Origin of the sequence: Nonomuraea sp. NPDC059023, assembly GCF_042740095.1 — a bacterium.
Taxonomy (GTDB): Bacteria; Actinomycetota; Actinomycetes; order Streptosporangiales; family Streptosporangiaceae; genus Nonomuraea.
The window spans coordinates 47,647-61,677 of record NZ_JBHYIO010000018.1; the positions used below are offsets into that span (position 1 = coordinate 47,647).

Annotated in this window: 17 protein-coding genes; 10 read left to right on the top strand and 7 right to left on the bottom strand. The window is 70.3% G+C overall.

The features are described from left to right. Positions 1-8 precede the first annotated feature (8 nt). Genes ACFWYW_RS28725 through ACFWYW_RS28745 form a run of 5 tightly spaced genes read left to right on the top strand, consistent with a single transcriptional unit; the run spans position 9 to position 5,827 of the window. Entirely contained in the window at positions 9-2,114 is a 2,106-nt protein-coding gene (locus ACFWYW_RS28725) for a hydantoinase/oxoprolinase family protein (RefSeq protein WP_379615832.1), read from the top strand. Continuing rightward, positions 2,114-4,108, top strand: a complete 1,995-nt coding sequence (locus ACFWYW_RS28730; protein WP_379615834.1) for a hydantoinase B/oxoprolinase family protein — start codon at positions 2,114-2,116, stop codon at positions 4,106-4,108. Before ACFWYW_RS28725 ends, ACFWYW_RS28730 begins: the two co-directional genes overlap by 1 nt. Then, on the top strand, positions 4,105-4,386 hold the full coding sequence (locus ACFWYW_RS28735) for a hypothetical protein (RefSeq protein ID WP_379615836.1): 282 nt from the start codon (positions 4,105-4,107) through the stop codon (positions 4,384-4,386). Before ACFWYW_RS28730 ends, ACFWYW_RS28735 begins: the two co-directional genes overlap by 4 nt. After that, entirely contained in the window at positions 4,383-5,135 is a 753-nt protein-coding gene (locus ACFWYW_RS28740) for an SDR family NAD(P)-dependent oxidoreductase (protein ID WP_379615838.1), read from the top strand. Before ACFWYW_RS28735 ends, ACFWYW_RS28740 begins: the two co-directional genes overlap by 4 nt. After that, positions 5,132-5,827: a class II aldolase/adducin family protein gene (locus ACFWYW_RS28745; RefSeq protein ID WP_379615840.1), complete on the top strand. Its 696-nt coding sequence runs from the start codon at positions 5,132-5,134 to the stop codon at positions 5,825-5,827. The genes ACFWYW_RS28740 and ACFWYW_RS28745 overlap by 4 nt, the downstream gene beginning before the upstream one ends. Position 5,828: 1 nt before the next feature. Here the strand turns inward: ACFWYW_RS28745 and ACFWYW_RS28750 are convergent, their stop codons facing one another. Continuing rightward, positions 5,829-6,515, bottom strand: a complete 687-nt coding sequence (locus ACFWYW_RS28750) for a TetR/AcrR family transcriptional regulator (protein ID WP_379615842.1) — start codon at positions 6,513-6,515, stop codon at positions 5,829-5,831. A 169-nt stretch (positions 6,516-6,684) separates the two neighbouring features. Between ACFWYW_RS28750 and ACFWYW_RS28755 the strand changes: the two genes are divergently transcribed. Continuing rightward, positions 6,685-7,701 (top strand): alcohol dehydrogenase, encoded by a 1,017-nt coding sequence (locus ACFWYW_RS28755; protein WP_379615844.1) that lies wholly within the window; start codon positions 6,685-6,687, stop codon positions 7,699-7,701. A gap of 115 nt (positions 7,702-7,816) precedes the next feature. Then, on the top strand, positions 7,817-8,308 hold the full coding sequence (locus tag ACFWYW_RS28760; protein ID WP_379615846.1) for an SRPBCC family protein: 492 nt from the start codon (positions 7,817-7,819) through the stop codon (positions 8,306-8,308). A gap of 40 nt (positions 8,309-8,348) precedes the next feature. On the opposite strand, the gene ACFWYW_RS28765 is transcribed toward ACFWYW_RS28760, so the two are convergent. Further along, entirely contained in the window at positions 8,349-8,966 is a 618-nt protein-coding gene (locus ACFWYW_RS28765) for a stage II sporulation protein M (protein ID WP_379615848.1), read from the bottom strand. Between the two features lie 44 nt (positions 8,967-9,010). After that, on the bottom strand, positions 9,011-9,505 hold the full coding sequence (locus ACFWYW_RS28770) for a hypothetical protein (RefSeq protein WP_379615850.1): 495 nt from the start codon (positions 9,503-9,505) through the stop codon (positions 9,011-9,013). Between the two features lie 284 nt (positions 9,506-9,789). Here ACFWYW_RS28770 and ACFWYW_RS28775 point away from each other — a divergent pair, with 284 nt between their 5' ends. Next, positions 9,790-10,398, top strand: coding sequence for a TetR/AcrR family transcriptional regulator (locus tag ACFWYW_RS28775; RefSeq protein WP_379615852.1), 609 nt, complete (start codon positions 9,790-9,792; stop codon positions 10,396-10,398). 48 nt (positions 10,399-10,446) lie between these two features. Here the strand turns inward: ACFWYW_RS28775 and ACFWYW_RS28780 are convergent, their stop codons facing one another. The 4 genes from ACFWYW_RS28780 to ACFWYW_RS28795 form a co-directional block, all read right to left on the bottom strand. Beyond that, a complete protein-coding gene (locus ACFWYW_RS28780) occupies positions 10,447-10,713 on the bottom strand; it encodes a hypothetical protein (RefSeq protein ID WP_379615854.1) in 267 nt (88 codons plus the stop codon). Positions 10,714-10,726: 13 nt separating this feature from the next. After that, positions 10,727-10,945 carry a hypothetical protein gene (locus ACFWYW_RS28785; protein ID WP_379615856.1) on the bottom strand — a complete coding sequence of 73 codons (219 nt, stop codon included), beginning with the start codon at positions 10,943-10,945 and terminating at the stop codon, positions 10,727-10,729. A gap of 157 nt (positions 10,946-11,102) precedes the next feature. Then, positions 11,103-11,732, bottom strand: a complete 630-nt coding sequence (locus ACFWYW_RS28790) for a helix-turn-helix domain-containing protein (RefSeq protein WP_379615858.1) — start codon at positions 11,730-11,732, stop codon at positions 11,103-11,105. Positions 11,733-11,886: 154 nt separating this feature from the next. Continuing rightward, positions 11,887-12,714, bottom strand: a complete 828-nt coding sequence (locus tag ACFWYW_RS28795; RefSeq protein WP_379615860.1) for a helix-turn-helix domain-containing protein — start codon at positions 12,712-12,714, stop codon at positions 11,887-11,889. 129 nt (positions 12,715-12,843) lie between these two features. Here ACFWYW_RS28795 and ACFWYW_RS28800 point away from each other — a divergent pair, with 129 nt between their 5' ends. Next, the gene (locus tag ACFWYW_RS28800) at positions 12,844-13,689 is read left to right on the top strand and encodes a helix-turn-helix transcriptional regulator (protein ID WP_379615862.1); all 846 of its coding nucleotides are present in this window, start codon (positions 12,844-12,846) and stop codon (positions 13,687-13,689) included. A gap of 166 nt (positions 13,690-13,855) precedes the next feature. Beyond that, on the top strand, positions 13,856-14,017 hold the full coding sequence (locus ACFWYW_RS28805; protein ID WP_379615864.1) for a hypothetical protein: 162 nt from the start codon (positions 13,856-13,858) through the stop codon (positions 14,015-14,017). The last annotated feature ends 14 nt before the right edge of the window (positions 14,018-14,031 follow it).

The window sequence follows — 14,031 nt, forward strand, 5'->3', positions numbered from 1 at the left end:
GAGCATCCATGCCGTACGTCATAGGCATCGACACCGGCGGCACGTTCACCGACGCGTTCGCCGCCGACCAGCACAACCGGCTGGCCGCCGCCAAGACCCCGTCCACGCCGCCCGACTTCGCCGAGGGCTTCCTCAACGCCATCGACGAACTGGCCGCCGAGCTCGGCATCAGTGTCGCCGAGTTGCTGGCGCAGACCGAATACATCGTGCACGGCACCACCTCGACCCTGAACGCGCTGGTCACCGGCGACGTCGCCGACGTCGGCTTCCTGACCACCCGAGGGCACGCCGACTCCATCAGCATCATGAATCTCGAAGGACGCTACGCCGGCCTGGGCGCGGACGAGATCCAGCACATGGCGCGCACCGCCAAGCCGGCCGCGCTGGTGCCGCGCCACCGGATCAAGGAGATCGACGGCCGTATCGACTACAAGGGCGCCGTGGTCGTGCCGCTGGACGAGCGGGGCGTACGCGAGGCGGTGCGCGAGCTCGTCGCCGGCGGCGTGGAGGCGATCGCCGTGTCGTTCCTGTGGTCGTTCCGCGAGCCCGCGCACGAGCGGCGGGTGCGCGAGCTGATCCACGAGGAGGCCCCCGGCCTGTACGTGGCGCTGTCCAGCGATGTCAGCCCCCGCATCCGGGAGTACTCGCGCAGCGTCACCACCATCATGAACACCCAGGTCGGGCCGAGACTCGGCGCCTACCTCGAACCCCTCGAAGCCGAGCTGCGCCGCCGCGGGCTGACCGGGGCGCTGCTGGTCATGCAGGGCTCCGGCGGATGTGTGACGGCGAAGGACGCTCCCGCACACGGCATCACCACCATCGGCTCGGTGCTCACCGGCGGCGTCGTCGGCTGCACCCGGATGGCCGGAGCGCTGGGCACCCGCAAGGTCATCTCCACCGACATGGGCGGCACCACGTTCCTGGTCGGGCTCGTCGTGGACGGCAAGCCGGTGACCACGGCCGGCACGGTGCTCAACCAGTACACGATCAGCACCCCGATGGTGGACGTGCACACCATCGGCGCCGGCGGCGGCGCCATCGCCTGGGTCGATCCGGGCGGCAACCTGCGCGTCGGCCCGCGCAGCGCCGGGGCACGCCCCGGCCCCGCCTGTTACGGCGAGGGCGGCTGGGAGCCGACGGTCACCGACGCCGACCTGGTGCTGGGCATCATCAACCCGGACAACTTCCTCGGCGGGCGCAAGCGGCTGGAGGTGGAGCCGGCTCGCGAGGCCATCGACAAGGCGGTGGCCACGCCACTGGAGATGTCGGTCGAGGAGGCCGCGGCCGCGATCTACGCGATCCAGAACGCGCAGACCGCCGACCTGGTCCGCAAGGTGGTGGTCAACTCCGGGCAGGACCCTCGGGAGTTCACCCTGTACGCCTTCGGCGGCGCGGGCCCGATGCACTGCGCGAGCTACTCCAGGGACCTCGGTGTCAGGGAGGTCGTGGTGCCGCTCGGCTCGACGGCCGCGGTGTTCTCCGCCTTCGGCCTGGCCGCCTCCGACATCGTCCTCACCGCGGAACGCTCCAAGCCCGCGCCCATGCCGGTCGATCCGGCGACGGCCAACGCGGTGTACGCCTCGCTCGAAGCCGAACTGGAACAGCGCCTGTCCGAACAGGGACTGACCTTCTCCGCCATCGCCTACGAGCGGGAAGCCGACATCCGATACACCATGCAGCTGGCCGAGGTGTCCACGCCCGTGCCGGGTGGCACCCTCACCGCCGAGCAGGTCGAGCGGACCGGCGCCGCCTTCGAAACCCGCTATGAGGCCCTGTACGGCGAGGGCACCGGATTCCCCGACGCCGGCCTGCAGCTCATCACCTACCGCGTGCGCGCCGTCGGCACGCTGCCCATCGCGCCGACCCTGCCCGACCACCCGGAACCCGCCGGGGAAAGCCCCGAGCCCAGCGGCGTACGCGAGGTGTTCCTGGACATCCGCGCCGGACGCGAGCCCGCGACGATCTACGACTACGGCTCGCTGGGCACCGGCCACCGGATCAGCGGACCGGCGGTCGTGGAGGCGCCCACCACCACGGTCGCCCTGCCTCCTGGCACACACGCCACCGTCGACCGGCTCGGCAACCTCGTGATCCGTTTCAAGGGAGACCTCTGATGCCCATCATCCCCGTCTCCGGTTCCGAGCGCTTCGCGCAGACCGACCGGCCGCTCGACGACACGGACACCTTCGGTGAGCTCACCCTGCACACGGTCGGCGACGACGCGCCCGATCGGGTCGACGCGCTGACCTACGAGGTGATCCGGCATCGCCTGGTCGCCATCACCGACGACATGGGCGAGGCGGTCAAGCGCATGTCCGGCTCCGTCGTGGTGACCGACTGCAACGACTTCGGCACCGGGATCATGGACGAGAGTGGTGAGACCGTCCAGGTCGGCCTGTACAACATGCAGCTCGGCTCCGCCCTGGACATGGCGGTGCGCTGGACTCTGCGCAACCGCTCGGTCAACCCCGGCATAGGGCCGGGCGACCAGTTCCTGCTCAACGACCCGTGGATCGGCGGCGGCCTGCACCAGAACGACGTCACCGTGCTCGCCCCGGTCTTCCACGAGGGCGAGCTGTTCTGCTGGACCAGCGTCGTCGCCCACCAGGTCGACCTCGGCGGGGTGTCACCGGGCAGCTGGTCCGTCGAGGGTCACGACGTGTTCTGGGAGTCGCTGCCGATCCCGCCGGTGAAGATCGTGGAGGGGCGGCGGCTGCGCTCCGACATCGAGGACATGTACCTGCGCCGCTCGCGCGTGCCCAAGCTGGTCGGCCTGGACCTGCGCGCCAAGATCGGCGCCAACAACGTGGCGCACGACCGGATCACCGCGCTGATCGCCAGGTACGGGCCCGACACGGTCAAGGCCGTGATGAAGAAGATGATGAACGACGCCGAGACCCGGCTGCGCGCCAAACTGCGTGACCTGCCCGACGGCACCTGGTCGGCGGTCGCGCACCAGGACGGCGCCCGCGCCGGCGACCGCGGCATCCACAAGATCGTCGTGGGGATGACCAAGCGCGACGACCGGCTCGTCTTCGACTTCTCCGGCACCGACCCCCAGGTGGACGGCATCATCAACTGCACCCTGGCCGGGCTGCGCGGCGGCATCCTGCCGATCATGCTGACCATGCTCTGCCCGGACCTGCCCTGGTCACCGGGCGGAATCCTGCGCTGCGTCGACATCGTCAGCGAACCGGGCACGATCAACAACTGCACCTTCCCCGCGGGCATCGGCAAGGGGTCGGTGAACTCCGCGTGGGCCACCCAGAACGCCGTCTCCGAGACGGTCGCCGCCATGCTGGGCACCCACCCGGAGCTGAGCAGGTCGGCGATGAGCGTGTGCTCGGGCACCTTCGACCTGGCCCTGCTGGCCGGGGTCGACCAGCGCGGCAACGGCTTCGCCACCATGCTGTGCGACTCCATGGCCGGCGGGCTCGGCGCCAGGATCGACGGTGACGGCGTCGACACCGGCGGCGAGAACTGCATCCCGATGGGCCGCATCGCCGACGTCGAGATCAACGAGTTCAGCTTCCCCATGTTGTACCTGTGGCGGCGCGAGGAAGCCGACTCGGGCGGGCCCGGCCGCTGGCGGGGCGGCGTCGGCGCCTCAAGCTGCTTCATCCCGTACGACTCCCCGGCGGGGGGCGTGCACCTGGTGGTCTCCGCCAACGGCAAGTCCGTGCCGCAGGCGCCGGGCCTGTCGGGCGGCTACCCGGCCGCCACGCAGTGGGACGTGCTGATCCGCGGCTCCAGCGTGCGGGAGCAACTGGCCGACGGGCGCATCCCGCAGTCCATCGAAGAGCTCGGCGGCGCGCCCGACACGCTGCCGCCGCACCTGGAGACCGATCTGGAGGCCGGCGACGTGTACTTCACCCATTGGCAGGGCGGCGGCGGGATCGGCGACCCGCTGCACCGCGAACCGGAACGGGTCGCCGCCGACGTGCGCGACGGCAAGGTTTCGGAGCGCGCGGCGAACGAGGTCTACGGCGTCGCGCTCACCCGGGAGCGTACGGCCGACCACGAGGCCACCGCCACCCTGCGACGGCGGCTGCGCCACGAACGCGCCGGGCTGATCCCGCCCGGCCTCGCGGAAGGAGCGATCGCGTGAACCTCGACGTCAACCTGCGCGCCGACGTCGCCGGGGCGGTGCTGTGCAGGCACTGCGACACCCGCGTGGGCGACCACGTCACCGCGCCGATGACACACGCCCTGCGGCGCGAGCGGCCGTCGGTGGAAGCCGGGCCCGGCGTGCACGCCGACCCCGCTGCCTTCGTGGACCGGCCGATCGTGCTGCGCCAGGCGTTCTGCCCGGGGTGCCTCACCCTGCTGTCCACCGAGATCGTCCCCGCCGACGAACCCTCCTACCGCACCTGGAGCCTGGCATGACCCTCGCCCAGAAGATCATCGTGGTCACCGGCGCGGCCCAGGGCATCGGCGCCGCGTACGCCCGGCGCCTGGTCGAGGAGGGCGCCACCGTGGTGCTCGCCGACCGCGACCGCGAAGGCGCCGAAGCCACCGCCTCCTCGCTCGGCGGGCCGGGCAAGGCGGTCGCGTACCGGCTCGACGTCGCCGAGCGGGCGAGCTGCCAGGCGCTGGCGGCGTACCTGACCGACTCCTACGGCCATGTGGACGGGCTGGTCAACAACGCGGCCATCTTCAGCACCATCACGATGAAACCCTTCTGGGAGATCACCGACGAGGAATGGGACCGGCTGATGGCGGTCAACCTGCGGGGGCCCTGGCTGCTGGTCTCCGCGCTGCTGCCGCTGCTGTGCGCCTCGGCGTCGGCCAGCGTCGTGAACATCGGCTCCGACGCCGTGCGGCTGGGCCGTACCGGCTATCTGCACTACGTCGCCAGCAAGGGCGGCGTGCACGGAATGACGTACTCGATGGCCCGCGAGCTGGGGGAGTACGGCATCCGCGTCAACACGCTGTCGCCGGGCCCCGTCTACACCGAGGTCGCCCGCGAGACCGTCACCCCCGCCCAGCGCGAAGCGATGATCGCGGCGCAGGCACTGCGCCGGCCCGGAGGACCGGACGACCTGACGGGCACGCTGATGTTCCTGCTCGGCGACGGCTCCGCCTACCTGACGGGGCAGACGATCAGTGTGAACGGCGGGCTGGTGCACCGATGAGCGACCAGATCCGCGAGCTTGTCTCGCTGTCCTCCCGCATCCTCGGCGCCGGTGACCAGGGCGACCTGGTCTGGGGCCACTCCTCCGCCCGCGACCCCGAGGGCCGCGGCGTCTGGATCAAGGCCGCCGGGTGGGGCCTGGAGGAGGTGACCCCGTCACGTGTCCAGTTGGTCAGCCCGGCCGGCGAGGTGCTGGAAGGGGAGGGGCCGCGGCACAGCGAGTACCCGATCCACACCGAGATCATGGCGGCCCGCGCCGACGTCGGCGGCGTCGTGCACACCCACTCGCCCTACGCCGTCGCGCTCGCCGCCGCAGGCCAGGAGTTGCTGCCCGTCAGCCACGCCGCCAACTTCTTCGTCCCGCCCGGGGTGCCGCGCTTCACCGGCACCGCCGACCTCATCCTCACTCCCGCGCTGGGGCGGTCGGTGGCCGCGACGCTGGCAGACGCCTCGGCTGTCTTCCTGGTCAACCACGGCATCGTCACCGTCGGTCCCACCCTGCGGGCCGCCACCGTCGCCGCGATCATCCTGGAACGCGCCGCGTACCAGCAGTGGATCACCCGGGGCTTCGGCACCTGGCCGACCTGGTCGAATCCCGGCGAGTCCCTGGCCAAGCGCGAGCACATCTTTCATCCGGCGGCCGTCGAGCAGGTGTGGGAGTACCTGGTTCGCCGGCTTCCCGGTCGCGCTTAGGTCAGGCGGGCTCGCCGAACCGGTCCAGCAGCTCGCCGAGCAGCGCCCGCTCGCCGGGGGTGAAGCCGCCCTCCATCTCACCCAGGAGAGCCCGTAGCGCGACGGCGTGCCGGACCGGGTCGCGCTCGGGCCCGCCGGGCTCGTTCACGGTGAGCGCGGCCAGGACGGACTCGCGCAACGCGGCCGACAGCGTCAGGTCCCGCTCTCCGGGCGGCAGCGAGATCAGGGTGAGGGTGACGCCCATGGAGCTCGCGTGCACCATTTGCGCGGCGCGCTCCACCGGCACACGCAGCAGGCCCGCCGCGGCGGCGCGGCGCAGGATGCCCCGCAGGATCTCCTGCGCCTGCCGGGCGGCCTCGTCGGCGCCGTGCTGCTGGTACATCAGCCGGTAGTGCGCCGGGTGCCGCAACCCGAACTCCACGTGCAGGTCCCAGCCGGCCCGCAGGTCGTCGATCGGGTCGGCGGAGGGCGCCCGGTCCTTCTTCTCGGCCAGGTAGCGGGCGAAGCCGTCGGCGGCGACCGTGTCCAGCAGGCCCTGCATGTCGCCGAACAGCCGGTAGATGGCGGGCGGCTGGACTCCGGCGGCCGCGCTGACCGAGCGGGTCGTCACCGCCTCCTGGCCCTCTGTTGCGAGCAGGTCCGCCGCCGCGGCGATGATCCGCTCCCGCATGTCATCACGCCTCACCATGAATCAACGGTAACAAACTCTTGCTATCGCTGGCATGAGGACGGGGCGCTATCGCTGATAACAAGAACATGATAGCGTCGGTTGTATCAGCGTTAACAGCGCGCTAGTATTGCCGATATCCCCCGCTCGGTCGGGTAACTGACCCATCTGAACAGAAGGACATGGATTCATGAGCCCCACCACCATGCGCGCGGTCCAGGTCACCCGGCCCGGCGCCCCGTTCACCCTCACCGAGGCCTCGGTGCCCGCGCCAGGTCCCGGCCAGGTTCGCGTCCGGGTGCAGGCCTGCGGCGTCTGCGGCGGCGACGCCGTCGCCCGCTTCGGCCTGCTCGGCGTGCGGCTGCCGCGCATCCCCGGCCACGAGATCGCGGGCGTCGTCGACGCCGTCGGCGAAGGCGTGACCACCTGGCAGCCCGGCACCCGCGTCGGAGTCGGCTGGCACGGCGGGCACTGCTTCGTCTGCGACTTCTGCCGCCAGGGCGACTTCGTCAACTGCGAGCAGCGCATGATCGTCGGCGTCAGCTACGACGGCGGGTACGCCGAGTACATGATCGCCCCGCAGGCCGCGCTGGCCCGCGTCCCCGACGCGCTGACCCCGCAGGAGGCCGCGCCGCTCATGTGCGCCGGCGTCACCACCTACAACGCGCTGCGCAACAGCGGCGTCCGTCCCGGTGACACCGTCGCCGTGCACGGTGTCGGCGGCCTGGGTCACCTGGCCCTGCAGTACGCCGACAAGATGGGCCTGCGCGTCATCGCCGTCAACCGCGGCCGCGACAAGGAGAGCCTGGCCCGTCAGCTGGGCGCGGACGAGTACGTCGACAGCGACGAGGGCAGCGCGGGGCGGGCGCTGGCCGACCTCGGCGGCGCGCGGATCATCCTCGGCACGGTCGGCGTGGCCGCCGCCCAGGGCGACATCGTCCAGGGCCTGCGCCCGAACGGCCGGCTGGTCGTGATCGCCGCCGACCACGACCACCAGCCCATCCCGGTCAGCGGCGACCTGCTGGTCTTCGGCCGCCGCGGGGTCGACGGCTGGTACAGCGGGCACGCCAAGGACAGCGAGGACGCGATGAACTTCGCCGCGCTCACCGGTGTCAGGCCGCTAGTCGAGACCTTCCCGCTGGAGTCGGCCGAGGAGGCGTTCCAGACCATGAACAAGGCCCGCTTCCGCAACGTCCTGACCGTCTGACGACCGCGTTCAGCTGAGGCGGTACGGGACGGCATGCTCCGTCCATCGTGATCAAGCGGCAGACTTGTGTGCGGCGAGGATGCCCCGTTCACCTGGAAGCCTGGAGCGCACGGCCATGAAGTACACCGTCTCGATCGAGATCGCCCTGCCGCGGGACAGGGTGGTCCAGTTGCTCGCCGACCCGGCACACCTGCCGATGTGGCTGCGGGGCCTGGTGCTGCACGAGCCGCTGAGCGGGGTGCACGGGCAGGTCGGTACCAAATCGCGGGTCGTGATGCAGACGGGGCGGCAGAGGTTCGAGGGCATCGAGACCATCACGCGCCGGGAGCCGGCGGACCTGCGCGAGATTCCGGTGGGAAGCGTCGTCTCCTTCGACCGCGAGATCGCCGGCGAGGGCATGTGGAGCGTCGCGCGCGAGCGGCTGACCGAAGCCGGTCCGGAGACGACGCTCTGGGTGAGCGAGAGCGAGTACCGGTTCAGCGGCGTGCTGATGCGGCTGGTGGGGCTCCTGATGCCCGGCGCCTTCCGCAAGCAGTCGCTACAGCACATGCAGGACTTCAAGGCATTCGCCGAACTGGGAAAGGACGTCCGCGAAGCGAAGGACTGATCTGCTTGCGGGCGCCGGTCGGCGCGTTCCATGGGGACGGTCAGGCGCCGAGCACCAGCGGTACGAGGTAGTAGATCTCTATGGCCTCGTAGACGGCACCGATGACGAAGAGCGCGAGCGCCGTGGGCCAGAGCCGGCCGAGTCGGCTCAGGCCGCGCACATAGGCCTGTCGTCGCGTGGTGGCGCCCACTGTCGCCGGCCGGAGCCACGACCTGCCCAGCAGGTAGGCGCCGAACATCACCAGTACGTAGGCCTGGAACTCGATGAGGATGGTCGGCGAGTGCGGGATGAGGATCAGCGCCGATGTCCGGTTGACGGGCGCCAGGATGATTCCGATGTCGATCGTCTTGATCACGAAGACTAGGAGGCCCGCGAAGGGGATCACGAGCGACGGCAGGACGATGAGCAGTAGCGCTGTCGCGAACACGTTGACCAGGAAGATGGTCACGCCGAAGGTCCAGGGGCTACCGATCACGGTGTCGACGAGCGCCCCTTGGCCGCCGTCGACGAACGAGGACGTCCGCGCGGCGTGGAGATCGGGGAAGATCATGGCCAGGCCCATGCCCAGGAGGAGCGCCCCGTAGACGAGGGCGTTGATCAGCAGGTACGCGCGCACGTCGGCACGGATGATCGGGAATGGCCGAAGAAGGAGGTTCATGGGTGTCGTGTCCGTTTCTCGGATGATGTGCCGGACCCGGCCTGTCAGTTGCCCCCGGCGTCGAGCAGCCAGTGGTAGCGCAGTCGCAGCGCCCTTTCCACGCTGGCCAGCGCGGCGCCGAGGGCGAGCGTGACGTTGAGCCAGAGCGGCAGGTGGATGGGGGAGGTGAAGGTGCCGAGGTTCTCGGCGATGGGCGGCGCCTGCGAGATCGGCCCGATGATCTGCGGGAGGTTCAGCCCTAGGCCGATCACGAGCAGCACGACCGAGGCGGCGGCGACCACGCGGCTCGCCGTCGGATGATCACGTTCGAGACGGGCCCGCCTGCCCTCTCCCGATTTCGGGTCGGGAACAAGCTGGTGCTCCTCGCCGGTGGTGGTGACGTAGTGGCAGCGCTTGATCCCGAAGCTGCTCGTCGCGACCTCGATGACGCCGTCCTCCAGCGGGAACGCGGCGGGGATCCTGGACTGGGCGTGATGGCGGCCGTCGAGATACAGGTGTGCCGTGCTCTCGCCGCCCGACCGGTTGTCCCAGCGCCGCACGTCGACGGCATACGTCCCAGTTCGTCGGCCATCGGCTGAGGGCCGGAGGTGGAACAGTGCGCGCCCTGACGGCAACTGCCACCAGCGGAAGCGCTGAAGAGGACGCCCGTCGCCCCGCTTGACCCGCCGGATCGCCCGGCTGCGCCGCCATGCCTTCACCATGTGCTCCCTGGGTCGCCTCAACTCGACTAACACACTGTGTTAGTCGCTCTGACGGCCAATCTATCACAGCGTGCTAGTACAGTGTGATAGTGCTGTGAACGAGTGAGGCGGAGGCTCATGCGATGACGGATCAGAACGAGCAGTTGAGCAGCCGGGACAAGGTTCTCCTGGCGGCGATGCAGCTGATCGGAGAAAATCCCGGGGCGAAGCTCAGCGTGCGAGCGGTCGCCGCGCGCGCGGGAGTGAGCACCGGATCCCTCCGCTTCCACTTCCCGACGCAGCGCGCGCTCCAGGACGAGGTGCTCACTCGTCTGTACGACGTGGTCGTCTCCGAAGACCGGATCCACGATCGGGACGCGCCGGCCCGGGACCGGCTCGTCGACTGCCTGCGCCAGGTCCTCGCCCCCGCCGGAGTCGGCGCCGGCGCACGCGAAGCGCACCGCACGATCCACGAGCACTTCATCGCCTCGGAACCGACCGAGCAGGTGCGGGAAGCCTATTTCGCCCTCGAACGGGAGGGGCGACGTCGCGTGGAGTACTGGCTGACGGTGCTCACGCAGGAAGGCGCACTCGTCCCCGGCGACACCTCTCGGCGCGCGAAATTCCTCCTTACCGTCCTGAACGGCCTCGCACTGGAGCGAGCCCTGCCCTCCGACGGCTCGATCCTGCGGTCCGAGACCGACACCCTCTACATGGCCGTCGATGCGGTCCTGAACCCCGCGACGTCCTGACCCGTCGACGGCCCGGCGTCGTCTTCGTCGGGTGAGCGCCCGCGGAAGTCAGATCTGCGTGGCCAGGTACTGCTTGAGGCCCTCCGGGTCGGGAGCGAGCCCCGACAGGCCTGGGGTGTCGGCCGGGCCTGGCGCACTCGATGACTTCTCAAGATCGGCGGTCACTCCCTGCTCGTCATTCGCATCACCGTCCTGATGAGCGTCTCTTTCGGCATCGAGATTCCGATCAAGCTCCTTCGCCGAGCGGACGGTCGAACGAGTGGCAGCCGGGATCGAAGCCAGGTAGGCGATGAGCCGCCGGGTTCCGCGAAACATCGCCCCTGAAGGATCACCGGTGCGGCGCGAATGGTGACCAGTTCGGCCGGCAGGCGTGGCGGTCCAGGAGCCGTAGGCCCGCCCTCACCAGCGCCCAGCCGAGTTGCTCTTCGAAAACGCTGACTACCGACGCGGAGGCGAACGCGCGGGCCCTGCGCTGCCGGGCAGCCGCCTCGCGCAGCTCACGACCTCGCACGCCTTCCACGAACAGGTAGAGGTCTGGATACATCATGGTCTCCTGGGGGGCCATTTCGGTCAGAACGGGAAGCCGTACGTGGTACGGCGAGGTGCTGGGCGATTGCCGCGGCGGAGCCACATCGGCGACACGTTGCCGTGCCGGCAGTAAGAGAGCGCGCGGCGACGGGCGGCATCCCGATTCAGCGGCTCGGTCACGATGTGTCGGCGGGAACGGCCGCGTCCTCGCTCGGCGGGGGAGTGTATGGAGCGAGGGGCACCCCGGCGGACAGAAGGATGACCTGCACGGCCCGCGGGTCGACCGCGTCCCGGGTGGTCAGTTCCTCCACTTTCCGATCGAGCACCTGCCACAGCTCGGCGAGAGACTCGGGGGTCAGCCGCAGCATCCGGTCGGTGATGCCCGATGGTTCCAGCCACTCTTGGCCGAGCCGCCCGGCGGCGACGTCGGCCTCGTGCCGGACGAGAGACGTCTCCAGGTGCTCGATCTGGCGCCTGCGCGCGAAGCTGACGAAGGCGCGGCTTTCCGGCGTGGCGTCCATCGCCTTGTTGTTCCAGGACGTCACCAGGTGCACCGCCCGCCACCGGCGCTCCCGCCTGTCGCGGTGCTCGGCCTCGGCGACGAACGCGTACTTCGCCAGGACCCGCAGGTGATAGCTGGTGGAAGCGGATGGCTCTCCGGTCCTGACCGCGAGCTCGCTCGCGGTGGCGGGTCCGTCCTGCCGCAGCAGCCCGAGCAGGCGAATGCGCAGGGGGTGGGTGAGCGCCTTCAGCGCTGCGGCATCATGCTCAGGATCCAGTACGCGCTTGTCCACTTCGCTGCCCATAACGGAAGCGTAGATCTCCCGGCCACTTTCCCAAAGTACTTTTGCAAAAATTCTTCGGGAAAGTGCCGTGATGAAGCTCCGCCTGCAAACCACCCAGCGCCGGCCGCCCATCGTGCCCGGCCTCGCTGGTTGCTCGGCTGAAGCGAGCCGGCGATCACCTCTGGACGGTCAGCGTGCCCAGCAGGGTCAGGGCCTCGGCGGAGCGGGAGCCCGGCTCGGCGGGGTGCGCGATCAATCGCTGGCCGGGACTGCTGACGATCGGGAACACCTCGGTGCTCAGGCGCAACTCGCCGACGTGGGGCTGGAAGAACCGGCGGCCGTGCACCATCGCTCCACGCGGCTCGGGCTCGGCCCACAACCTGCGGAAATCCGGGCTGGCGATCGACAGCTCGCCGACCAGCTCCCGTACCTGCCGGGCCTCCGGCGCCTGGTCGGCTGCCTTGTGCAGTTCCTGGACGGCGGCCCGAGCGGCGATGGTCCAGTCGCGGAAGAACTCTCCGCCCGCCGGATCAAGGAAGATCATTCGCAGCAGGTTGTCGCCGAGGACGAAATGGCTGTGCAGGGCCGCTGCCAGCGGGTTTCGCACCAGAATGTCGAGAGACCAGCCCAGAACGTAGGCGGGAGCCACGGTCCAGTCGTTCAGCAGGGCGAGGACGTCCGGGTTCACCCGTTCCACGCGGTCCGGCCGCCGCCGCTGCGACACGGGGCGGGCGAGGCGGTACAACGTGACCGCGTCATCGCCGCTCAGCCGGAGCACCCGGCTCAGACTCCGCAAGGTCTGATGTGTCGGGCGGGGCCCTCGTCCCTGCTCCAGCCGGGCGTAGTGGCCGGGGCTCAGGCCGGCGAGCCTGGCGACCTCTTCACGGCGCAACCCCGGTACCCGGCGCCGGCCGTCCACGGCCAGTCCGATCTGCTGGGGCTGCGCCTGCGCGCGGCGGGCGCGCAGGAACTCTCCCAGCCGGTGGTTCCGCTCACTGTCCATGGGTTGAGAGTAAAGGCGAAGCCGTCCTCGTCTCCCTGCGCAGACTGGGTGAGTTACACCCAGGTTGACCCGGCGCCCGTTATGTAGCGTGGCGTGCAATGGACGTCGGAATGGGATCCAGGTGGTCGGATGAGCAGCGGCACGCCCTTGGGCGACTTCCTGCGTGCGCGCCGGGAAGCGCGCAAACCCGAGGATGTGGGCCTGCCCGAGTACGGGCGCCGGAGGGTCAAGGGCCTGCGCCGCGAAGAGGTGGCCATGCTGGCGGGGATGAGCGCCGACTACTACGTACGGCTGGAGCAGGGACGCGAGTCCAGCCCGTCTCCGCAGGTGGTCGAGGCCGTGGCCCGAGCGCTCCTGCTTGACCCGGCGGCCACCGCGCACCTGTGGCGGCTGCTCCAGCCGCCGGCGGCCCGCGCCTGGAGCCGGGGCCAAAGCACCTCCATCAGCCCCCAGCTGGCCCAGCTCATGGACATCTGGACCACCGCCCCGGCGTTCGTGCTGGGGCCGGCGCTGGACATCCTGGCGTGCAACACCATGGCCGCCGCGTTGCACGAAGGCTTCGCCGTAGCTGACAACCTGGCCCGCATGGTCTTCCTGGACCCGGCCGGACGCGACTTCTACCAGGATTGGGAGCGGGCGGCGCACGCGTGCGCGGCTGAGCTGCGCGCGGCCTACGGCCACGATCCAGAGTCGGTACGGCTCGGCGAGGTCGTGCACGAGTTGTCGGCCGCGAGCCGGGAGTTCGCCGGCCTGTGGAGCCGGCACGACGTGAAGCCCAAAACCGAGGAGGGCAAGCACCTGCGCCACCCGCGCGTCGGCGACCTGCACATCCAGTTCTCGGCCTTCACCGTCAACGGCGCCCCTCACCAGCAGCTCGTCGTCTACCAGGCCGAGCCCGCCTCCACGACCGCCGCCGCGTTCGAGCGCCTCCGGGCACGGACGGACCAGGCCGTCGCCCTGGAGGCCGGAAGCTAACGATCGGCACAACGACGAGGCCGGAGCCACCGCTCCGGCCTTTTCGACGTCCGCGCACGGTTCCTGGGTGTGCAGCTCCCAGGAAGTTCACGGCCTTCTTCCGCCTCGCCGACCTCGGCAAGCTCCTTACCGAGATCACCATCCTGCGCTCTCGAAGGACCTGAACATGACCACCATCTTGGACGAACTACGGCGCCGCGACGGCGACCCCGCACGCCGCATCCTGCTCACCGGTGCCGCCATCGTCACCATGGACCCCGGCCTCGGCGTCCTGCCCCGCGCCGACCTGCTCATCGAAGGCGACCGGGATCGCCGCCGTCGGCCCTGATCTCCCGGCCGAGG